Origin of the sequence: Streptomyces sp. 8N114 (genome assembly GCF_052245835.1) — a bacterium.
Classification (GTDB): domain Bacteria; phylum Actinomycetota; class Actinomycetes; order Streptomycetales; family Streptomycetaceae; genus Streptomyces.
Genome location: NZ_JBQQBT010000008.1, coordinates 85287 through 105402 on the forward strand (window position 1 = coordinate 85287; position 20116 = coordinate 105402).

Below are 20116 nucleotides of genomic sequence, written 5' to 3' on the forward strand. Positions count from 1 at the left end.
GCGATGGGGGTCCCCCCTGTTCTGGGGGCACCTCCCGGCCGAAGGCTGGGGGAGAAGCCGAGAACTTGGGGGAGCGCCAAGCCACAACGGGCCCGCAGCCCGCAGACGTCCGGCAGGGGCACTCCCTTACCGGCGCAAAGGAGGGGCTGGCGCGCAGCGGGCCGTGTCCGCGATGACGCGGGCAACCGTGGCGGGGTCGTCGTTCATCGGCACGTGGCCGCAGCCGCGCAGCCGTACCAGGCGGGCGGCGGGGATGGTCCGCTTGGCGCGTACGCCTTGGCGGCGCAGCAGCAGCCGGTCCCGGTCGCCCCAGCCGATCGTGACCGGGATGCCGGTGACATCCGCCTCGAAGAGCGCTCCCGGGCGCTGCCCCTGGGCCAGGACGGGCGCGAAGCCGGGGGCCTGCCGCAGGGCGCGGGTCTCGGCGACCACGGCATCGGCGGAACGCCGCCCAGGCCGCGCGTAGATGGTGCTCGTCAGGGCGGCCCGGCCGACCGCCGTACTGGCCAGCGCTCCCAGTACCGGGTCCGGCAGCGCCCGTGCCCCGGCCCGCATGCCGCGCAGCACCGCGAAGGCGTAGAGGCGCTCAGGACGGGTGAAGAACCCGGCGGGGGAGAGCGCTGTGACGGAACGGGCGAAGCCGTGCAGCCCCAGCTCCAGCGCCAGCAGCCCGCCCAGGGAGTTGCCCACCACGTGCGGGCGTTCGACGCCGAGTGCCGTACAGGTTTCGGCGAGCAGCGGTACCACGCTCTCCAGCCCGTAGGAGACTCCGTCGGGCAGTCCGGGGGAGGCGCCGAAGCCGGGCAGGTCGAGGGCGATCACGTCGTAGCTGCCCGCGAGCACGGTCAGCACGGGCTCCCACGCCTGCCAGTGGTGGCCGATGCCGTGCAGCAGCAGCATCGGTTCACCGGAGCCGCGCCGCTCGTACACCACCTCGAACGGCGGCTGCCCGGCGGGAGAGACCTCTATGACGGAGGCGGAGACGCGGGCGGGCGTCTGCGGGGTGAAGACGGCGGGCATGGCCACTCCTACGGTTCCTGAGGTGCTGCGCGGCTGTCGGCGGCGCTGTGCACGCCGGGGAGCGAACGCTGCTGCGGCTCGTTGACACGATGTCAGCAAGCGCCCGCTCAGGGAAGCCCCACGTAGCCACCGGCTCCGGTCCCGGTGGCATGATGACAACGTGACCGCTGACCTGACCGATGCTGTGACCGAGGTCTTCGAGGAGCACCGGCCGGTGCTCGACGGGGTGGCCTACCGGATGCTGGGCCGGGTGGCCGACGCCGAGGACGTGGTGCAGGAGGCATGGCTGCGGTGGTCGGCGGCCGACCACGCGCAGGTGCGCGAACCGCGCGGCTATCTGGTACGCATCACCACCCGGCTGGCCATCGACCGGCTCCGTCAGGCGCAGTCCAGGCGGGAGTCGTACGTCGGCTCCTGGCTGCCCGAGCCGCTGGTCACCGACCTGGACCCGGCGGCGGTGACGGCCCAGCAGCACGACGGCGCGGACCGCGTGGTGCTGAGCGAGTCGGTCTCGCTGGCCATGCTCGTGGTGCTGGAATCCCTCTCGCCGCTGGAGCGCGCTGTCTTCGTACTGCGCGAGGCGTTCGGTTTCCCGTACGCCGAGATCGCCGGGACGCTGGAGCGCAGCGAGGCCGCCGTGCGTCAGCTCGCGGGGCGCGCGCGGCGGCACGTGGCGGAGCGCAAGCCGCGGTTCGAGGTCGATCCCAAGCTCCGGCGCGACCTGACCGAGCGCTTCTTGAAGGCCGCGGTGGAAGGCGATGTGCAGGGGCTGGTCTCGGTGCTGGCTCCGGACGTGCGGATGGTCTCCGACAGTGCGGACGGGGCCAAGGCACCGCGCCGCGTCATCCTCGGCTCCGGCAAGGTCAGCCGTTTCCTGGCCGCCGTCGGTCCGCAAGGCGCGCAGGACCCCGCGTTCGGCTTCCGTCTCCTGGAACTCAACGGCGGTCCCGCTGCTCTGGTGACCTACGACGGCCGACCGGATGTGGTCTTCTCCCTGGATGTGGCCGACGGCGTCATCCAGACCGTCTATCTGATCCGGAACCCGGGCAAGCTCGCCCACCTCGAGGACGCGGGGGAGTGACCGCCGGACGGCCGGCTCTCACAGGCCGCCCGCGACCCTGAGCACAGCGCCCGAGACGTACGACGCCTCGTCGGAGAGGAGCCAGGCGACGGCGTCGGCGATCTCCTCCGGTTCGCCCGGGCGCCGGGCCGGAGTGATCTCGGCCTTCTTCCACGCCCTGTCCGGATCGCCCATCTTCGCGTGCATCTCGGTCAGTACGGAACCGGGCTGCACGCAGTTGACCCGCACGCCCTCGCCGGTGAACTCCTTCGCCAGTCCCACGGTCATGGCGTCGACGGCCGCCTTGGACGCCGCGTAGTGCACGTACTCGCCGGGGGAGCCGAGCGTGGCGGCGGAGGAGGAGATGTTCACAATCGCGCCGCCGGGCCCGCCGTACGCGGTGGACATCTCCCGCAGCGCACGCCGCGCACAGAGCAGTGCGCCCGTCACGTTGACGTCCACCACCCTGCGCATCACCTCCGGCGAGGTCTCGGTGAACCGGCCGAGCGGCCCCGAGACGCCCGCGTTGTTGACCAGCCCGGTGACCGGGCCGAGTGCTTCCCGCACGGTGTCGAAGAGGTGATCGACGCCGTCCGCTTCGCTGGTGTCCAGCCGGACGGTGACGGCTTCGCCACCGGCCGCGCGCACCGCCGCCGCCGTACGTGCTGCCGCCGCCTCGTCCTCCGCGTAGCCGATGCCCACATGGTGGCCGTCCCGGGCGAGCCGCAGGGCCGTGGCGGCGCCGATGCCCCGGCTGCCGCCGGTGACGACGGTGACGTGCTGAAGGGAGGCGGGCGTGCGGGGTCGGGCCATGGGGTCCTCCGGGCGTCGGTGGCCGGTCGAGCGGTTTGATCGATGATCGATCAAACCAGCTGGGCCGCAGCTCGGCAAGGGGTTGGCCCAGGGCATTGGTCTTGACCAAGGGTGGGGCCCGTCCTATGGTCAGGGAGGCATACGCAAGGTCCTTTAAAAAACAAGGACGCAAAAAACACCGCCACACATCGCCCGCCGGGCGTACGGGGATTGCGGAGGCAAGGGTGGGGACCACGCAGCTGGAGACGGTGCCGGAGCCGAAGTACTGGCACTTGAAGACCGTGCTCTCCGACGCGCTCGACTCCGAGTTCGCGGTCGGCGAGATCCTGCCGAACGAGCGTGAGCTGGCCGCCCGTTTCGGCGTGGCCAGAGCGACCCTCCGCCAGGCCCTCGAACAGCTCGAGCTGGAAGGCCGTCTCCAGCGCCGCCGCGGCGTCGGCACGACGGTCGCGCCGCCGCGCGTGGGGGTGGACGTCGGCTCCGAGGCCGGCCCCCACACCTGGCCCGGAGCGCCGGGCGACGCCTGGCAGGCCGAGGACCACGAGGAGGCTGCGGCCCCCGCGCCCGTGGCCCGCATGCTCGACGTGGCGGCCGACGCGGCTGTGCACGCGGTGCGCCGCGGCCGCGCGACCGGCGGCCAGCAGGTGGCGGCCGAGGTGCTGTACGTTCCCGGGGCTTCGGTTCCCGGCCTCCCGCCGGGTGCCGACGGCGAACCGGACGGCTCGGCACGGGCCCGCGCGGTGCTGCGCGAACTCCACCGGCTCCAGCTCGCGGGGCAGGACCGTACGGTCGAATTGGGATCGGCACGCGCCGACGACGCACGCCGGCTCGACCGGCTGCCCGGCGCCCCGGTCCTGGTCGTCACGACGCGGTACCTCGCCGACGGCCGCACGGCCGCCGTCTCCGTCGCCACCTACCGCGCCGACACCTGCCGGCTCTCGTTCAGCGACAGCGACGACGTCTCGCTGCTGGCGAGCTGACGGACTCGCAACCGACGGGCCGCCACGGCACGTCGGTTGACCCGGCCGCAGGTCGCGGCCCGGCTCTCAGCGGGCGGGCTCCGTCTCCTCCAGGGTGAACAACTCGCTCTCCGTATGGTCCAGGGCGACCCGCAGGGCACCCGTCGCCACGGCCGTCTCGCCCAGCCGCGAGAGGGCCACCCGGGGCGGACGCAGGCAGTAGCGCTCCAACTCGGCGCGCAGCGGGTCCAGTACGCCGTCCAGGCCGGAGGCCCAGCCGCCGACCACCAGCAGTTCCGGATCCAGCGCCAGCACCAGTGCCGCCACATCGTGCACCAGCCGGGCCAGGAACCGGTCCATGGCCCGGCGCGCCTGCTCGTCCCCGCCCCTGGCCTGCGCGAACACCCGTGCCACCGCCGCCTCGTCGAGCGGGTGCAGCGGCTCGTCCGTCGTGGACAGCAGCCGTTCGGGCCTGGCCTCCCTGCCGAGCAGGTGCAGCGCCCCGATCTCCCCGGCCGCGCCGCCGAAGCCGCGATGCAGCCGGCCGCCGATCAGGGAGCCGGCGCCGGGGCTCAGCCCGGCGAGCACCATCACCACGTCGTCCACGCCGCGCGCCGCGCCCTTCCAATGCTCGGCCAGCACCGCCGCGTTCGCGTCGTTCTCCACCAGTACGGGGCAGCGGAACGACCGTCGTAGCCGCTCGCCCAGCGCGAGCCCTGTCCAGCCGGGCAGCGCCGTGCCCAGCCGAACCGTCCCGTCGGCCTCCACGATGCCCGGGGTACCGACGCCGACCGCGCGCAGCGTCTCCCGCGCGGTGCCGGTGCGGCGCAGCAGTTCGGCGACGGTACTGCGGATCCGCTCCAGCCGGGCGTCGGCCCCTGCCGTCTCGTCGACCTCCCGGGTGAGGGAGCCGGTGAGGCGGCCGGTCAGATCCGAGAGGACGGCCGCCACCCGGTGCGGGCCGATCTCCAGGCCGAGCAGCTGGCCCGCCTCGGCCCGGAACCGGAACCTGCGCGCAGGCCGCCCGCGCCGCGCCGCACCGCCCGGCCGGACCGGATCGTCCGCCGCCTCGGCCACCAGGCCCGCCTCGATCAGGTCCTCGACCACGCCCTCGACCGTGGGCCGGGACAGCTCGGTGGCGTGCACCAGCTCGGTGAGGGTCAGCGCCGCCGGGGTCGTGGAGCCGCGCAGGGCCCGCAGCACGACCGTGGAATTGATCCGCCGCAGCAGGGACGGGTCCCTTCCGGTCAGCCTGCTCACGCTCCGCCTCCCTGCCTGTGCGTGTGCGGATCGTAACCGCTGTGGGGAGTCACGGCGAGCCGCCGGGGCACCCGGCCGTCCCCCTGTTGTGCCCTCGCCCGGGCGGACCGCTCAACCGGCTGTCAGTGCCGGGAGGTTGACTGTTCCCATGCACCTCGCCCACCACCTCACCGCCATCGGCCGCCTGCACGCCCAGCCCGAAGCGCGGGTCGCCGAGTTACGTACGGCGGACCCGGACCCCGACGGCGACCCGGTCGAACTCCTGGAGGCCGAGCGGGAAGTGCGGGCAGATCACGAGGCGCTGGTCACCCTGCTGTCCCAGCAGTGGGGCGAGCCGCGGACCGTCGATTTCGGCGCGCATCTGCTGGCCGCCGCCGAAGGGGTGCGGCTGCCCGAGCCCGAGCGCACACTGTGCTGGCGGGTCGCAGAGCTGACCGTATGGACGGTGGACGGCCGCTGGACAGGCGTCGGCCTGGCGCGCCGCAGCGAGGAGATACCGCTGCAACTCCTCGCGGCGGCCGGGGCGCAGGGCAGCAGCGCACCGTGGGTCCCCGGGTGAGTCCGGCGCGGCCCTCACTTCTCGGCCGACGCCGCCATCCGCAGCTTGCCGAACTCGGCTGCCAGCGCGGGCGGCGTGTAGTGCGCGTTGAGCCCGCTGGGGTTGGGCAGCAGCCACACCGGCACCCCGCCGACCAGCCGCTGCTGCGGGCCCACGGCCGCCGCGGGCTCGTCGAAGGCCGCGCGGTAGGCGGTTATGCCCAGCACCGCCAGCCAGTTCGGCCGCAGCCGCGCCACCTTCGCCGCCAGCAGCCGGCCGCCCTCGGCGAACTCCTCGCGGGTCAGCTCGTCGGCGCGCGCCGTGGCCCGGGCGACGACGTTGGTGATGCCCAGCCCGTACGACAGGAGCTCCCGCTCCTCCTCGGGGTGCAGCCTGCGCGGGGTGAACCCGGAGGCGTGCAGGGTAGGCCAGAACCGGTTGCCGGGGCGCGCGAAGTGGTGGCCCGTCGCCGCCGAGAGCAGCCCTGGGTTGATGCCGCAGAACAGCACCCGCAGCCCCTCGGCGGCCACGTCGGGCACCAGCTTGTCGCGGGCCGCCTCCAGCTCCTCCTTGGTGAACCGCGGACTCAGAGGATCGCTCCCGGACGGTAGGCGGCGGCCTCGGGGTGCAGCTCAGCGACCTCCTGCACGCGGCTGACGACCTCCGCCGTCTGCGCGGCCGCGGCGCCGGTGAAAGCCAGCCGGTCGGCCATCAGCTCGCCCAGCGCGGTGCGGTCCAGCGGGATGCGGGAGTCCGCAGCGAGCCGGTCCAGCAGCTCGTTGTGCTCGGCGCCCTTGCGCATCGCCAGCGCGGAAGCCACCGCGTGCTCCTTGATCGCCTCGTGCGCCACTTCCCGGCCGACCCCGGCGCGAACGGCGCCCATCAGTACCTTCGTCGTCGCCAGGAACGGCAGATAGCGGTCCAGCTCGCGGGCCACCACGGCCGGGAAGGCGCCGAACTCGTCCAGCACCGTCAAGAACGTCTCCAGCATCCCGTCGAAGGCGAAGAACGCGTCGGGCAGTGCCACGCGCCGCACAACCGAGCAGGACACGTCGCCCTCGTTCCACTGGTCGCCCGCCAGCTCGCCCGCCATGGAGGCGTAGCCGCGCAGGATCACCATGAGGCCGTTGACGCGCTCGCAGGAGCGGGTGTTCATCTTGTGCGGCATCGCAGAGGAGCCGACCTGGCCCTCCTTGAAGCCCTCGGTCACCAGCTCCTGGCCCGCCATCAGCCGGATCGTCTTGGCCAGCGACGAGGGTGCGCCGCCCAGCTGCACCAGCGCGGTGACCACCTCGTGGTCCAGCGAGCGCGGATACACCTGCCCGACTGAGGTGAACACCCGGCCGAAACCGAGGTGCTCGGCGATCCTGCGCTCCAGGTCGGTCAGCTTCTCCTCGTCGCCGCCCAGCAGGTCCAGCATGTCCTGCGCGGTGCCGACCGGGCCCTTGATGCCGCGCAGCGGGTAGCGGCGCAGCAACTCCTCCAGCCGCTCGAAGGCGACCAGCAGCTCGTCGGCGCCGGTCGCGAACCGCTTGCCCAGCGTGGTGGCCTGCGCCGCGACATTGTGCGAGCGGCCCGCAATCACCAGCGCCGCGTGCTCGCCCGCCAGCGTGCCCAGCCGGTGCAGCAGCGCCACCGTACGGTCCCGTACCAGCTCCAGCGAGAGCCGGATCTGGAGCTGCTCGACGTTCTCCGTCAGATCGCGCGAGGTCATGCCCTTGTGCACGTGCTCATGCCCGGCCAGCGCGTTGAACTCCTCGATACGGGCCTTCACGTCGTGCCGGGTGACCTTCTCGCGCTCCGCGATCGAGGCGAGGTCGACGTCCTCGACCACCCGCTCGTAGTCCGCCAGCGCCTTCTCGGGCACGGCGATGCCCAGGTCCTGCTGTGCCTTCAGTACGGCGAGCCACAGCCGCCGCTCGAGCACGATCTTCGACTCGGGGGACCAGATACGGACCAGCTCGGGGGAGGCGTAGCGGGACGCCAGGACGTTCGGGATGCGCGGCTTGTCACTCACGTCGCCCGAGTCTACGGGCCGCTGCGCGGTGCTATGCCGCTGACCTGGCTGGGAGGGGCTGCCCCTGCCCGTTCGTTGCAGTCTGCGGGTGCTCCCCCAAGCTCTTCGAGCAGGGAGGTACCCCCAGGTTGCGCGCGCAGTTCCCCGCGCCCCTGACGGGGCGCGTCTCCTCAGGCCAGCGGTGCAAGCTCCGGGCGTTTGGGGGCGCGGCCGTCGCCGGAGGAGCGGCCGGTCAGGCGTCGTCCGATCCAGGGGAGCAGATGTACGCGGGCGAAGCGGGCGTCCGCTGCGCGGCGTGCGGGCCAGGAGGGCGGGGCGGCGGGCGGCAGCGGAGTGTTCCAGTCGGACTCGGCGGGCAGGCCGAGGCGCTGCCAGACGGCCTCGGCCACCCGCCGGTGCCCCTCCGCGGTCAGGTGCAGCCGGTCGTCGGCCCACATCCGCGGGTCGCCCAGCGCCTCCGAGGCGAAGAGGTCGACCACCACCGCGCCGTGCCGCGCGGCCAGCTCGTCGATGAAGTCGAACAGCTGCTCCATCCGGGCCCGGTAGCGCTCCAGCACCGGGCCGCGGCGGCCGGGGCTGCGCATCAGCACCAGCGTGCCGCAGCTGGGCGCCAGCGTGGCGACGGACTCCTCCAGCAGCGCACACACCCGTGCGGTGTCGCAGCCCGGCCGCAGCACGTCGTTGAGCCCGCCCACCAGCGTCACCAGGTCGGCCTTCATCGCCGCCGCGGGCGCGACCTGGTCCGCGGCGATCTGCCCGATGAGCTTGCCCCGCACCGCGAGATTGGCGTACCGGAACTGCGGCTCAAGGGCCGCGAGGCGGGTCGCCAGGACGTCGGCCCAGCCCCGGTAGGCACCGCCGGGCAGCAGGTCCGACATGCCCTCGGTGAAGGAGTCTCCCAGGGCGACGAACGAGCGGAAGGCGGCGGGTGGTTGGGCGGATTTCGCGGGCGAGGCGGGAGCTGCACTGGTCACGGTGGCACATGGTAGCCCGTTGCCCCGAGCAACGATCTCTCGCCCTCGGGGCAACGGAGCTGTCACCGCGCCGACGGCCGTTCTATGCCTGGCCGACCAGTTCGCGCAGCACGTCCTCCATCGTCACCACGCCCGTCGCGCGACCGTCCTGGCCGGTGACGGCGGCCAGATGGGTGCCGCTGGAGCGCATCGCGCCCAGTACGTCGTCCAGCGGCAGCGAAGCCCGCACCCGGGCGATGGGGCGCATCGCCGTCAGCGGGAACGGCGCCTCGCGGGGCGAGGCGTCCAGCGCGTCCTTGACGTGCAGATAGCCCAGCACCCGGCCGTCGTCGTCCACCACCGGGAAGCGGGAGAAGCCGGACCGGGCCGAGAGGTTCTCCAGGCCCTCGGGCGTCACGCCGCGGCCCGCCGTCACCACCTTGTGCAGCGGCTGCGCCACCTCACCGATGGGCCGTCTGCCCAGCTCCAGCGCGTCCCGGAGCCGCTCGGTCGAGCGGTCGTCCAGCAGGCCCGCCTCACTGGAGTCGGCGACCATCTGCGCCAGGTCGTCGTCGGAGAATGCGGCCTCGACCTCGCTCCTGGGCTCGACCCGGATCAGCTTGAGCAGCGCGTTGGCGAAGGAGTTCACCGTGAAGATCACCGGGCGCAGCGCCTGCGACAGCGCCACCAACGGGGGGCCCAGCAGCAGCGCGGTCCGCTCCGGGCCGGCCAGCGCGATGTTCTTCGGCACCATCTCGCCCAGCAGCATGTGCAGATACGTGGCCAGCGACAGCGCGATCACGAACGAGATGCCGTGCGCCACGCCGTCCGCCACGCCCACCGCGTGGAAGACCGGCTCCAGCAGGTGGGCGATGGCCGGCTCGGCGACGACACCGAGCACCAGCGTGCACAGCGTGATGCCGAGCTGGGCCGCGGCCAGCATCTGGGCCACGTGCTCCAGGCCCCACAGCACCTTGCGGGCCTTCTTGTTGCCGTCCTCGGCCAGCGGCTCGATCTGCGCACGTCGTACGGAGATCAGCGAGAACTCCGCGCCGACGAAGAACGCGTTGACGACGAGCGTCAGCAGTCCGATGAGGAGCTGGATCACCGTCATCGCTGTGCCCCCGCCCTGTCGGCGTCCTCGGCCGCGGCCGGGTCGTCGCCCGGCCTGGGCCCGTACAGCCGCACCTGCGCGGCGCGGCGTCCTGTCGCGTCCATGACCTCGATCTGCCAGCCGGCGACCGAGACGGTGTCACCCGCGGCCGGAATGCGTCCCAGCTCGGTGGCGATCAGCCCCGCGAGCGTCTCGTACGGGCCCTCCGGGGCGCGCAGCCCTATGGTCTGCAGCTGGTCGGTGCGGGCCGCGCCGTCCGCGACGTAGATACGCCGGCCTTCCGCGTCCTGTCCGGCGGGTGCCAGGTCGGGCGCCTCCAGCGGGTCGTGCTCGTCGCGGACCTCGCCCACGACCTCCTCGATGATGTCCTCCAGGGTGACGACGCCGGCCGTGCCGCCGTACTCGTCGATGACGATCGCGATACTGCGGTCCCCGCCGGAGAGCTGGTCCAGCAGCCGGTCCACGGTCAGCGACTCGGGCACCAGCAGCGGTTCGCGCATCAGATCGGTCACCGGGCGCAGCCGTCGCTCGACGGCGGGCACCGCCAGCACGTCCTTGATCCGGACGATGCCGACAACGGTGTCCAGGTTCCCCCGGTAGACCGGGAAGCGGGACAGCCCCGTGGCGCGGGTGGCGTTGGCGACGTCCTCCACCGTGGCCTGCACCTCCAGCGAGGTGACCTGCACGCGCGGCGTCATCACGTTCTCCGCCGTCAGCTCGGCCAGGTGCAGGGTGCGGACGAACAGATCCGCCGTGTCCTCCTCCAGCGCGCCCTCCTTGGCGGAATGCCGCGCCAGTGCCACCAGCTCCTGCGGCGAGCGGGCCGAGGCCAGCTCCTCGGTGGGCTCGAGCCCTATCCGCAGCAGCACACGGTTGGCGGTGTTGTTCAGGTGCCGGATCAGCGGGCGGAAGGCCGCGGAGAAGATTCGCTGCGGTGTCGCCACCTTCCGGGCCACCGGCAGCGGCTTGGAGATCGCCCAGTTCTTCGGTACCAGCTCGCCGATCACCATCAGCACGACCGTCGAGAACCCCGTGCCGAGCACCAGGGCGACGGACGAGGAGGCCGAGGACGGTACGCCGAGCGAGCGCAGCGGCCCGGCGATCAGCTTCGCGATGGACGGCTCGGCGAGCATACCGACGATCAGGTTGGTGACGGTGATGCCCAGCTGTGCGCCGGAGAGCTGGAAGGTGAGGGACCGTACGGCCGCCAGCGCGCTCTTGGCACCCCGGTCGCCGCGCTGCTCGGCCCGTTCCAGTTCGCTGCGCTCGACAGTCGTGAGGGAGAACTCCGCAGCCACGAAACCACCGCAGGCCACCGACAGCAGCAGTGCCACGAACAGCAGCAGTACTTCCGTCATCGGCCCTCCACCTCCTTCCCATCGTGGGACAGGGGGCGCCGGTACGCGCGATGTCGGGAGGTACTACTGGGAGGCTCGCCCATGGGCGGACGCTCACACCTTTCGGATCCGATGGCTGTGCCGGGCGTATGGGAATGCAGACCCGGCGATGTACAGCGTAAACGGGGTGGGCAGTCGGCCGGTTCCCACGCTGGTGCAGGCGTGCGCCGAAGGGGCTCAGGGAGTGAGTGTCTTGACCCAGCGGCTCCATTGGGGTTGCGGAGCGTAACCGGCGGCCTGCCATGCCCGGTGTGCCAGCTCGTTCTCGTCCAACACCATCGCGTCGCCGCGCCGCCCGCCCAGCGTCGCGAAGCGCTCCTCGGCAGCGGCCAGCAGCGCACGGGAGACGCCCTGCCGCCGCTGGGAGGGCAGCACCGCGAGCCGGTAGAGGGAGCAGCGCCAGCCGTCCCAACCGGCGATGACCGTGCCGACCAGCTGCCCGTCCCGTTCCGCGAGCAGCAGGGCCTCAGGGTCGCGGTCGAGCAGCCGGGCGACCCCGTTCCGGTCGTCGCTGACGCTGGTGCCCTCGGCGGCATCCCGCCAGAAGGCCAGTACGCCGTCGATGTCCTGCTCGGCCGCGGCCCGTATCCGAAGATCGCTCATGGCCGACATCCCAGCATGGCCCGCGCTGCCGCCGCCACGCTGTTTCGCCTGGTGAGCCGCGGACCGGTGCAGGTCAGCTGCCGTGCAGCTCCTGAACCACCGGAGCGAACGCGTCCATATAGGGGTCGAGGACGGTGAGGTACGAGAACCCGAACCGCTCCCGATGGGCACGCAGCTGCTCGGCCATCTCCTTGGGTGAGCCCAGCAGAAGGGCCGGGTGCTCCAGCAGCTCCTCGTCGCTCATCCGCGGCCCGTACGGGCGCAGACCCTCCAGCGCCTCGCCGGGGTCGGAGGTCTGGGCGACGTACTGGATGAGGTAGTTCAGCTCGGGCGGCTCGGCCCTGTCCTCGGCGAAGGTGCGGAGCGCCCTGGTCCGCTCCTCCAGCTCCGCAGGGGTGATCAGCTCCATCGTGCCCTCGGGCCCGCCCGGCACCTGCCGCCCGCCGGTGAAGGCGGCCACCGCGGCGGTGCGGGCCGCCAGCTTCAATACGCGGTCACCGTTGCCGCCGATCAGCAGCGGCACCGGCTCCTGAACGGGACGCGGCGCGTGCTCGGGGTCGGCGAGCAGCCGGGTCAGCTCCGCGACGGTGTGCTCCAGGTGGTCCACCCGGCCGCCCGGCGAGAGCCACGGCAGCCCCGCCTTGTCGTGCTCGGCCTTCACATAGCCCGCGCCCAGCCCCAGCTCCAGCCGGCCGCCCGACAGCTGGTCGACGGTGGCCGCCTCGCGGGCCAGCAGTGCCGGGTTCCAGAACCCCGCGTTGAGCACGAAGGTGCCCAGCCGGGGCCGCTCGGTCACCTCGGCGGCGGCTGCCAGCGCCGGGAACGGCGCGCACATGCCCAGGTGATCGGGTACGTGGATGACGTCGTAGCCCTGCTCCTCGGCCCGGCGGCAGCGCCGCCGGAACTCCTCGCCCGAGTCGAAACTCACCATGTTGACACCGAAACGGAATGGTTTTTCCGGACTGGACATGCCAACCCTCCCTGGACAGCGCCGAGTTGCGCTGACGCGCCGACGCCCTGATCCTAGGCCGCGTCCCACATCTTGCGTACCCGGCATGGGGGGCTGCGCTTGCCCACCCTGCGCCCTGGGGGTACCTCCCTGCTCGAAGAGCTTGGGGGAGCACCCGCAGCCCGCGGGATCGGGCAAGGGGCACCCCCTCAGCGGTTGCCTCCCAGCGCAGGCGCCAGCCAGCCGGGCGCCGCAGCGAAAAAGCGCGGCGGAGGCAGCGCCCCGGCGCCCTCGGGCACGGCACCCAGCAGCGGCAGCCCCGAGTACCGCGGCAGGTCCGCGACGTTGCAGCGCTCCGCGAGCCCCGGCGCCGCGGGCATGCTGCCGATCACCGTCCCCGCACACTCCACCCGCCGGGCCCGCAGTGCCTCGGCCGTCAGCGTGGCGGTGTTCAGCGTGCCCAGCCCCGCCTGGACGACCACCAGCACCGGTGCGGCCAGCAGCCGGGCGGCGTCCGCCAGCGTCGAGCCCTCGTCGTCGAACCGCACCAGCAGCCCGCCGGCGCCCTCGACCAGTACCAGGTCGTGCGAGGCCGCCAGTTTCTCGGCCGCCTCGGCGCCCTCCCGCGCCGACACATAAGGCAGCCCCGCACGCCGGGCCGCCGTCTCCGGCGCCAACGGCTCCGGATACCGCGCCAGTTCGGCGCCGGTCACCGCGTCCGGCGCAGCCCCGTCGCCACCGGCCAGCCGCAGCACCTCCGCCACATCGCCGGGCTCCCCGGCCGCCACCCCTGTCTGGGCGGGCTTGAGCACCGCCACCGAACGGCCGGCCCGCAGCGCGCAGACCGCCACCGCGGCCGTGGTCACCGTCTTGCCGATCTCCGTCCCGGCACCGGAGACGCACAGCACGCCCCGGGGCCCTGCCATGTCGGGTGCACTGTCCATCTCAGCCCTCCCGTGCCGCCGCACACATCGCGGCGGCGATCCGTGCGACGTCCGCGTCGTCGGTGACGTACGGCGGCATCGCGTACACCATGTCGCGGAACGGCCGCAGCCACACCCCGGCCGAGACCGCGGCGCGCGTCGCGGCGGCGAGGTCCACCTCGTGATCGAGGCGTACGACACCGATCGCGCCGAGCACGCTCACCTCCCGTACGCCCGGCAGGTCAGCTGCCTCGGCCAGCCCGGCGCGCAGGCCGTCGCCCACCCGCCGCACCTCCGCCTGCCAGTCCTGGGAGAGCAGCAGTTCCAGCGAGGCGCCCGCGATCGCGGAGGCCAGCGGATTGCCCATGAACGTCGGGCCGTGCGCCAGCACCGGCACCGAGCCGCGCGCGATCCCCTCCGCCACGCGCGGTGTGCACAATGTGGCCGCCATCGACACATAGCCGCCGGTCAACGCCTTGCCGACACACATCACGTCTGGGGTGATCCCGGCGTGCTGTGCCGCGAACAGCTCCCCGGTACGGCCGAACCCGGTCGCGATCTCGTCCAGCACCAGCAGCACGCCGTGCTCGTCGCACACCTCGCGCAGCGCCCGTACGTAGCCGGGGGAGTGGAACCTCATCCCGCCCGCGCCCTGCACCACCGGTTCGACGATGACGGCGGCCAGCTCGTGCGCGTGCTGCTCCACCACCTTGTGCAGATGCGCGATGTACTCCTCGTCGGGTTCCGCGGCGAAGCCCGAGGGCGGAGCATCGGCGAACACCTGCACAGGCAGCGCACCCGACCACAGGTGGTGCATGCCGCCCTGCGGGTCGCACACCGACATCGGCTGCCAGGTGTCCCCGTGGTAGCCGCCGCGCCACGTCAGCAGCCGCCGCTTCTCCGGGCGCCCCAGCGAACGCCAGTGCTGCAGGCACATCTTGACGGCCACCTCGACCGCGACCGAACCCGAGTCGCACAGGAAGACGTGCTCCAGGTCGCCGGGTGACACCTCGGCGAGCCGCGCGGCCAGCCGGACCGCGGGCTCGTGGGTGAGCCCGCCGAACATCACATGGCTCATCCGGCCGAGCTGGTCGCGGGCCGCCTCGTCGAGCACCGGGTGGCGGTAGCCGTGGATCGCCGACCACCAGGACGACATACCGTCGACCAGTTCCCGCTGCCCGTACGCGGGTTCGGCCAGCCGCAGCCGTACGCCCGAGGCGGACTCCACCACCAGCGGTTCGCTCGTCCCCGGCATCGGCGCGTACGGGTGCCACACATGCTGCCGGTCCAGTGCGAGAAGTGCGCCGGTGGAGCTCTCAGACATTGGGCGGCAGCTCCGTCCCCACCCCGCGCCGCCGCACGGCAACCCGCTCATGGGGGTGGGCCGGCGACTCCTCGCGGCGGTGCTCGGGCAGCGTGGTGGTGTCGGTGCCCTCCACCTCGAAGCCCGAGTCGGCGATCATCTCCAGATCGGCCTTGCCCGCCTGGCCCTCACTGGTGAGGTAGTCGCCCAGGAAGAGGGAGTTGGCCAGGTGCAGCGCCAGCGGCTGGAGCGAACGCAGATGCACCTCGCGCCCGGCCGCCAGCCGCACCTCCACGTCCGGGCAGACGAACCGCACCATCGCCAGGATGCGCAGCGCGCGGTGCGGCGTAAGGTTCCACTCGTCGGCCAGCGGCGTGCCCTCGAACGGCAGCAGGAAGTTGACCGGCACCGAGTCCGCGTCCAGCTCCCGCAGCGAGAAGGCCACGTCGACCAGGTCCTCGTCCGTCTCGCCCATCCCCGCGATCAGCCCGGAGCACGGCGAAAGCCCGGCGCCCCGCGCCTGCTTGACGGTCTCCACCCGGTCGTCGTACGTGTGCGTGGTGCAGATGTCGCCGTAGGTGGCCTCGGACGTGTTGAGGTTGTGGTTGTAGGCGTCGGCCCCCGCCTCGCGCAGCCGCTCCGCCTGCCCGTCGGAGAGCAGGCCGAGGCAGGCGCACACCTCGACGCCCTCGTTCCGGTCCTTGATGGCCTCGATCGTCTTGGAGACCCGGTCGATGTCGCGGTCGGTGGGACCGCGCCCGCTGGCCACCACGCAGACCCGCTTGGCGCCGCCCTGCACCCCGGCCGCCGCGGCGTCCGCGGCCTCCTCGGGCTTGAGCCAGGTGTACTTGAGGATGCCGGCCTCGGAACCGAGCCGCTGCGAGCAGTACGAGCAGTCCTCGGGACACAGCCCGGACTTGAGGTTCACCAGGTAGTTGAGTTTCACCCGCTTCCCGAACCACCGGCGGCGCACCTTTCCGGCGGCCGTCACCACATCGAGCAGGTCGTCATCCGTGGTCCGCAGCACCGCGAGTGCCTCGTCCCGGGTGGGTGTCTCGCCGCGGAGCCCCTTGTTCACCAGTGAGTTCAGCAGGTCGTCCATGGGCACGATCCTTGCCCATGCGACCGTGCTGGGTAATGGAGGAAGCCTACAAGACTACTCGAGCGAGGTGTGGATGTTGTCACACGTCGACCCTCGGCATGGCACGTTAGGTTCTATTGACTGCCTACAAACCCCAGCCGAACCCTCAGCCGACCTCCGAGGCCGGTGACGAAGAGAGCCCCATGTCCCAGGACCCCTTCGCATGGACCGCCGCGGCGCTGGAGACGCGCCGCGCCGCAGGGCTGCTGCGCACCCTTGCGCCGCGCCCCGCCGACTCCCCGCTGCTCGACCTGGCCGGCAACGACTACCTCGGCCTCTCCCGGCACCCCGAGGTCGTCTCCGCCGCTGCCGAGGCGGCCCGGCACTGGGGCGCGGGCGCGAGCGGCTCCCGTCTGGTGACCGGGTCGACCGAGCTGCACGCACAGCTGGAGACGGAACTGGCCGCGTTCTGCGGCTTCGAGGCCGCCCTCGTGCTCTCCTCCGGGTACGCCGCAAACCTCGCCGCGGTCACCGCGCTCACCAACGCGCCGGGCGGCGGCGGGCTCCTCGTCTCCGACGCGCACAACCATGCCTCGCTGATCGACGGCTGCCGCCTCTCCCGCGCCCGTACGGCCGTTGCCGCGCACGCCGACCCGGACGCCGTGGCCAAGGAACTGGACGCACGCCCGCAAGAGGGACCCGCTCTCGTCGTCACCGACTCCGTCTTCTCCGTCGACGGCGACGCGGCACCGCTGGCGGCGCTCGCCTCCGTCTGCACCGCGGCAGGCGCCGGGCTGCTCGTCGACGACGCACACGGCCTCGGCGTGCTCGGCGACGGCGGCCGGGGCGCGCCGCATGCGGCGGGGCTCGCGGGAACCCCGGGCACGGTCGTGACCGTCACGCTGTCCAAGTCGCTGGGCAGCCAGGGCGGCGCCGTCCTGGGGCCGGCGCATGTCATCGCGCACCTGGTCAACACCGCGCGGACCTTCATCTTCGACACCGGACTGGCCCCAGCGGCGGCGGGCGCCGCGCTGGGTGCGCTGCGGCTGCTGCGCCGCGAGCCCGAACGCGCCGCGCACACCCGCGCCGTCGCCACCGAACTGCACGCCCGGCTGACCGCCGCCGGCCTCGACGTCACCCGCCCCGACGCGGCCGTCGTCTCGGTGCGCGCCCCGTCTCCGCAAGCCGCGGTGCAATGGGCCGCCGACTGCCGGGCCGCGGGTATCCACGTCGGCTGCTTCCGCCCCCCGTCCGTCCCCGACGGCATCTCCCGGCTCCGCCTGACCGCTCGCGGCGACCTCGACGAGACCGTGCTCGCCCGGGCAGCGAACACGGTGATCGCCACCGCCCCGCGCACCGCCTGAGCCGGCACCGGCGAGGGAGTCCGGCCATCGCAGGTGCTCCGCGATATGTCCTCGACGGCGCCAAATGTGCGCTGACCTCGCAGAGTTCACCGCTTCGGGCGACAGAACCCCGCGCAAGCAGGGGGATCCGCCGCACGGCGCCGCGAGGAATGGCACTCTGTCGCGCAGCGGTTGTCCGGGACGCTCTCCGTCTCTTCGAGAGGGCGGAGCGCCGGCCCGCTGCCGCGCGACTGAGGAGCCAACGGCCCCGGGAAAGGGACGGCCTCGCCATGGCAGACCAGCAGGAAGCGACGATCACCCTGCCGAGCGCACCCGCTTCCGTCACGGCCGCACGCAGACACGTCACGGACACCCTGCGGGCGTGGGGGCTGCCCGAGGACGCGGACGCCATGGGGTCGCTGCGCCTGATCGTCTCCGAGCTCGCCACCAACGCCGTCCAGCACACCTTCGGCCGGTCGCCCACCTTCACCGTCGATCTGCGCCTGGAGGGCGCCGAGCGGCTGTGTCTGGGCGTCACCGACAGCCATCCGGGCAGACCCCGCCGGCTCCCCGCCGCCGTGCAGCAGGACAACGGCCGCGGGTTGTTGATCATCCGCACACTGACCGCCGAGTCCGGCGGCCGACTGCGCATCACGCCCGCGCCCGACGGCGGCAAGACCGTCTGGGTCGAGCTCCCTTGGCTGCCGGTGCCCACGGGGTGACCTGACGGATCTCGCGCACCCGGCATGGGAGACGCGCCCCGTAAGGGGCGCGGGGAACTGCTCCCCCAGCCTCCGGCCGGGAGGTGCCCCCACCAGCCACAGCTCACCCGCACCCCGCGAGCGAGGGCAGGGGCACCCCCTCACCGGAACAACGGCACGGCCTATGCGGCCTGCGCGGCCTCCGCGCGGGTCAGGAACACCACTGCTGTCAGCAGCATCAGCGTGCCCAGCAGCATCGGCAGGGTCAGCCGTTCGCCGAGCAGCCCGACGGCAATCACAGCCGCGCTGACCGGCTCGATCAGCATGACCACCGAAGCCGTGGCGGCCCGTACGACGGCCGCACCGGCGAAGTACAGCGGGTACGCCAGCGCCGTGGGCACCGCCGCCACGTACAGCAACAGCAGTACCGCGCGCACCAGTTCACCGGAGTGCGGCAGCGCCCCCTCGGCCACCGCGAACGGCAGCAGTACCACGGCGCCGACCGCGAACGACCACGCCGTGAGGGTGAAGGGGCTCTCCTGCAGGCCCGCACTGCCGACCCAGCGGGCCAGCACCACCGAGACCGCGAACGCCGCCGCGGACAGCAGGGCGAGAGCGACCCCGCCGAGGTGCACCCCGCCGCTCCCGTCGCCCAGCACCAGTACGGCGAGCCCGCTGAGCGCTGCGGCGACGGCACCCGCTCCGCCCCAGCCGAGCCGTTCCCGCAGCGCCAGCCAGGCACCGAGCGCCACGAACACCGGGGCCGCGCCCAGCGTCACGATCGTCGCGACTGCCACTCCCGTCGCCGGTACGGCGGCGAAGTAGGCGGTCTGGAAGACGGCCAGGCACAGACCGGTCGCCAGTCGCAGCGCGAACCGGGAACGCGGCAGGGCGGGGCGCAGCCGCGGCTCGGCCGTGCCGCGCGGACGCAGCCGCCGCAGCACGGCACGGCCGATGAGCAGCAGCGCGAGTCCGCTGACGTAGCGCCAGAAGGACACCGCGACGGGGCCCAGGTCGCTGGAGGAGTAGACGAGATCGACGGCCGCGCCCGTGGTGCCCCAGGTGGCACCGGCAGCGGCGAGGAAGAGCAGGCCACGCCCGACGGGCAGGCCGTAGGAACCGGCAGAACCGGAAGAAGATGTCGGCACGAATGCGCTCCGCGTAAGGAGGGGTGAAGGGTGGTCCCGTTCGCGGGCACCACCGACCCCCGCGGCGGACAGTCGTGTCCGTCGCGGCGCCGTGTGTGGCCGCCCGCCTTACGCGGTGGGCGGGGAGAGCGTCAGCTTGGCCGAGATCATGGTCGGCACTCTAAGCACACGAGGGGGCAGCCGTCATCCGGGATTCGACTGCTGGACAGAGCACGTGCGATCCCCCTGTGCAGGTACGGACTCAGGCCGGCGGAGCGCCCGGCAGCGTGCCGGGCTGCGCCGGACGCAGCCCGTCGAGGACGATCCGGAGATTGCGCTCCCACTGCTGCTCTCCGGCCCGCAGGCCCAGCGTCCGCTCACCCGTCGCGGCGGCGGCGAACAGGAACGCGACGTCCTGCCACGCGATGTCCGTTCGCATAGCGCCGGCCGACCGGGCGCGCTCCACGAGGAGCCGCAGCCGTTCGCGCAAGTCCTCCAGTCTCGGCGCGAGAGCGTCTCCGCAGGCGCCGCCGAGCGCCTCGCTGATGCCGCAGCTCTCCGCACGGAGCCGCACATAGGCCGTCGCGAAGGCGCAGAGTCCGCTCCAGGGGTCCGGGTCCTCCATGGCCTGATCGGCGGCGTCCTCGATGTCGTCGAGGACCTCGTCGAGCACCGCCTGGAGGAGCACTTCCAGGGAGGGAATCCGCCGGTAGAAGGTGCCGACACCCACGCCTGCCCGGCGCGCGATCTCGTGCGCCGATACGCCGACGCCGACCTCCGCGACGGCGATCCGGGCCGCCTCCACCAGGCGTTCGACGTTGCGCCGGGCGTCGGCGCGCGGGCGCCGCCCCGATCCGTCGGCCAGGAGGCGGTCCACTGCGGTGCGGCTCGGTCGGCTCATGCGCCGATCCTAGCGATAACTGGACCAACCCTGTCCGGTTAGCTAGGGTCCTCA

Annotated in this window: 20 protein-coding genes; 5 read left to right on the forward strand and 15 right to left on the reverse strand. The window is 72.9% G+C overall.

What is annotated here, in order from left to right:
* Window positions 1-126: 126 nt before the first annotated feature.
* A complete protein-coding gene (locus ACTWQF_RS18940) occupies window positions 127-1020 on the reverse strand; it encodes an alpha/beta fold hydrolase (RefSeq protein WP_443280695.1) in 894 nt (297 codons plus the stop codon).
* A 160-nt stretch (window positions 1021-1180) separates the two neighbouring features.
* On the opposite strand from ACTWQF_RS18940, the gene sigJ reads away from it, so the two are divergent.
* Window positions 1181-2101: an RNA polymerase sigma factor SigJ gene (gene sigJ, locus ACTWQF_RS18945; RefSeq protein WP_443280697.1), complete on the forward strand. Its 921-nt coding sequence runs from the start codon at window positions 1181-1183 to the stop codon at window positions 2099-2101.
* 18 nt (window positions 2102-2119) lie between these two features.
* On the opposite strand, the gene ACTWQF_RS18950 is transcribed toward sigJ, so the two are convergent.
* Complete coding sequence (locus ACTWQF_RS18950) at window positions 2120-2893, reverse strand: SDR family oxidoreductase (RefSeq protein ID WP_443280698.1); 774 nt, start codon at window positions 2891-2893, stop codon at window positions 2120-2122.
* Between the two features lie 224 nt (window positions 2894-3117).
* Between ACTWQF_RS18950 and ACTWQF_RS18955 the strand changes: the two genes are divergently transcribed.
* Window positions 3118-3873 carry a GntR family transcriptional regulator gene (locus ACTWQF_RS18955; RefSeq protein WP_443280699.1) on the forward strand — a complete coding sequence of 252 codons (756 nt, stop codon included), beginning with the start codon at window positions 3118-3120 and terminating at the stop codon, window positions 3871-3873.
* A gap of 66 nt (window positions 3874-3939) precedes the next feature.
* Here the strand turns inward: ACTWQF_RS18955 and ACTWQF_RS18960 are convergent, their stop codons facing one another.
* The gene (locus tag ACTWQF_RS18960) at window positions 3940-5112 is read right to left on the reverse strand and encodes an ROK family protein (protein ID WP_443280701.1); all 1173 of its coding nucleotides are present in this window, start codon (window positions 5110-5112) and stop codon (window positions 3940-3942) included.
* 148 nt (window positions 5113-5260) lie between these two features.
* On the opposite strand from ACTWQF_RS18960, the gene ACTWQF_RS18965 reads away from it, so the two are divergent.
* A complete protein-coding gene (locus ACTWQF_RS18965; protein WP_443280703.1) occupies window positions 5261-5671 on the forward strand; it encodes a hypothetical protein in 411 nt (136 codons plus the stop codon).
* Between the two features lie 14 nt (window positions 5672-5685).
* Here ACTWQF_RS18965 and mug read toward each other — a convergent pair whose 3' ends face one another.
* The 10 genes from mug to bioB all read right to left on the reverse strand — a co-directional run bounded on the left by mug (window position 5686) and on the right by bioB (window position 16011).
* Window positions 5686-6189 (reverse strand): G/U mismatch-specific DNA glycosylase, encoded by a 504-nt coding sequence (gene mug / locus ACTWQF_RS18970; RefSeq protein WP_443280705.1) that lies wholly within the window; start codon window positions 6187-6189, stop codon window positions 5686-5688.
* Window positions 6190-6236: 47 nt separating this feature from the next.
* Window positions 6237-7667 (reverse strand): adenylosuccinate lyase, encoded by a 1431-nt coding sequence (gene purB / locus ACTWQF_RS18975; protein WP_443280707.1) that lies wholly within the window; start codon window positions 7665-7667, stop codon window positions 6237-6239.
* Between the two features lie 170 nt (window positions 7668-7837).
* On the reverse strand, window positions 7838-8641 hold the full coding sequence (locus ACTWQF_RS18980) for an SGNH/GDSL hydrolase family protein (RefSeq protein ID WP_443280708.1): 804 nt from the start codon (window positions 8639-8641) through the stop codon (window positions 7838-7840).
* Window positions 8642-8723: 82 nt separating this feature from the next.
* Window positions 8724-9734 carry a hemolysin family protein gene (locus ACTWQF_RS18985; RefSeq protein ID WP_443280710.1) on the reverse strand — a complete coding sequence of 337 codons (1011 nt, stop codon included), beginning with the start codon at window positions 9732-9734 and terminating at the stop codon, window positions 8724-8726.
* Window positions 9731-11092 carry a hemolysin family protein gene (locus tag ACTWQF_RS18990; protein WP_443280712.1) on the reverse strand — a complete coding sequence of 454 codons (1362 nt, stop codon included), beginning with the start codon at window positions 11090-11092 and terminating at the stop codon, window positions 9731-9733. The genes ACTWQF_RS18985 and ACTWQF_RS18990 overlap by 4 nt, the downstream gene beginning before the upstream one ends.
* A 216-nt stretch (window positions 11093-11308) precedes the next feature.
* Window positions 11309-11743 (reverse strand): GNAT family N-acetyltransferase, encoded by a 435-nt coding sequence (locus ACTWQF_RS18995; protein WP_443280713.1) that lies wholly within the window; start codon window positions 11741-11743, stop codon window positions 11309-11311.
* 64 nt (window positions 11744-11807) lie between these two features.
* The gene (locus tag ACTWQF_RS19000; RefSeq protein ID WP_443280714.1) at window positions 11808-12704 is read right to left on the reverse strand and encodes an LLM class F420-dependent oxidoreductase; all 897 of its coding nucleotides are present in this window, start codon (window positions 12702-12704) and stop codon (window positions 11808-11810) included.
* Between the two features lie 188 nt (window positions 12705-12892).
* Window positions 12893-13627, reverse strand: a complete 735-nt coding sequence (gene bioD, locus ACTWQF_RS19005) for a dethiobiotin synthase (RefSeq protein ID WP_443280716.1) — start codon at window positions 13625-13627, stop codon at window positions 12893-12895.
* Window position 13628: 1 nt separating this feature from the next.
* The gene (locus ACTWQF_RS19010) at window positions 13629-14930 is read right to left on the reverse strand and encodes an adenosylmethionine--8-amino-7-oxononanoate transaminase (protein WP_443280718.1); all 1302 of its coding nucleotides are present in this window, start codon (window positions 14928-14930) and stop codon (window positions 13629-13631) included.
* Window positions 14923-16011 (reverse strand): biotin synthase BioB, encoded by a 1089-nt coding sequence (gene bioB / locus ACTWQF_RS19015; protein WP_443280720.1) that lies wholly within the window; start codon window positions 16009-16011, stop codon window positions 14923-14925. Before bioB ends, ACTWQF_RS19010 begins: the two co-directional genes overlap by 8 nt.
* A 182-nt stretch (window positions 16012-16193) precedes the next feature.
* Between bioB and ACTWQF_RS19020 the strand changes: the two genes are divergently transcribed.
* Window positions 16194-17354, forward strand: coding sequence for an 8-amino-7-oxononanoate synthase (locus ACTWQF_RS19020; RefSeq protein WP_443280722.1), 1161 nt, complete (start codon window positions 16194-16196; stop codon window positions 17352-17354).
* A 269-nt stretch (window positions 17355-17623) separates the two neighbouring features.
* The gene (locus ACTWQF_RS19025) at window positions 17624-18055 is read left to right on the forward strand and encodes an ATP-binding protein (protein WP_443280723.1); all 432 of its coding nucleotides are present in this window, start codon (window positions 17624-17626) and stop codon (window positions 18053-18055) included.
* 161 nt (window positions 18056-18216) lie between these two features.
* On the opposite strand, the gene ACTWQF_RS19030 is transcribed toward ACTWQF_RS19025, so the two are convergent.
* Window positions 18217-19182: a DMT family transporter gene (locus ACTWQF_RS19030; RefSeq protein WP_443280724.1), complete on the reverse strand. Its 966-nt coding sequence runs from the start codon at window positions 19180-19182 to the stop codon at window positions 18217-18219.
* A gap of 241 nt (window positions 19183-19423) precedes the next feature.
* Entirely contained in the window at window positions 19424-20062 is a 639-nt protein-coding gene (locus ACTWQF_RS19035; RefSeq protein ID WP_443280726.1) for a TetR/AcrR family transcriptional regulator, read from the reverse strand.
* Between the last annotated feature and the right edge of the window lie 54 nt (window positions 20063-20116).

Coding starts and splice junctions, on each gene's coding strand:
- ACTWQF_RS18940 (WP_443280695.1), bottom strand. CDS start 1,020: ATGCCCGCCGTCTTCACCCCGCAGACGCCCGCCCGCGTCTCCGCCTCC.
- ACTWQF_RS18950 (WP_443280698.1), bottom strand. CDS start 2,893: ATGGCCCGACCCCGCACGCCCGCCTCCCTTCAGCACGTCACCGTCGTC.
- ACTWQF_RS18965 (WP_443280703.1), top strand. CDS start 5,261: ATGCACCTCGCCCACCACCTCACCGCCATCGGCCGCCTGCACGCCCAG.
- ACTWQF_RS18985 (WP_443280710.1), bottom strand. CDS start 9,734: ATGACGGTGATCCAGCTCCTCATCGGACTGCTGACGCTCGTCGTCAAC.
- ACTWQF_RS18990 (WP_443280712.1), bottom strand. CDS start 11,092: ATGACGGAAGTACTGCTGCTGTTCGTGGCACTGCTGCTGTCGGTGGCC.
- ACTWQF_RS18995 (WP_443280713.1), bottom strand. CDS start 11,743: ATGTCGGCCATGAGCGATCTTCGGATACGGGCCGCGGCCGAGCAGGAC.
- ACTWQF_RS19000 (WP_443280714.1), bottom strand. CDS start 12,704: ATGTCCAGTCCGGAAAAACCATTCCGTTTCGGTGTCAACATGGTGAGT.
- bioD (WP_443280716.1), bottom strand. CDS start 13,627: ATGGACAGTGCACCCGACATGGCAGGGCCCCGGGGCGTGCTGTGCGTC.
- ACTWQF_RS19010 (WP_443280718.1), bottom strand. CDS start 14,930: ATGTCTGAGAGCTCCACCGGCGCACTTCTCGCACTGGACCGGCAGCAT.
- bioB (WP_443280720.1), bottom strand. CDS start 16,011: ATGGACGACCTGCTGAACTCACTGGTGAACAAGGGGCTCCGCGGCGAG.
- ACTWQF_RS19020 (WP_443280722.1), top strand. CDS start 16,194: ATGTCCCAGGACCCCTTCGCATGGACCGCCGCGGCGCTGGAGACGCGC.
- ACTWQF_RS19025 (WP_443280723.1), top strand. CDS start 17,624: ATGGCAGACCAGCAGGAAGCGACGATCACCCTGCCGAGCGCACCCGCT.
- ACTWQF_RS19035 (WP_443280726.1), bottom strand. CDS start 20,062: ATGAGCCGACCGAGCCGCACCGCAGTGGACCGCCTCCTGGCCGACGGA.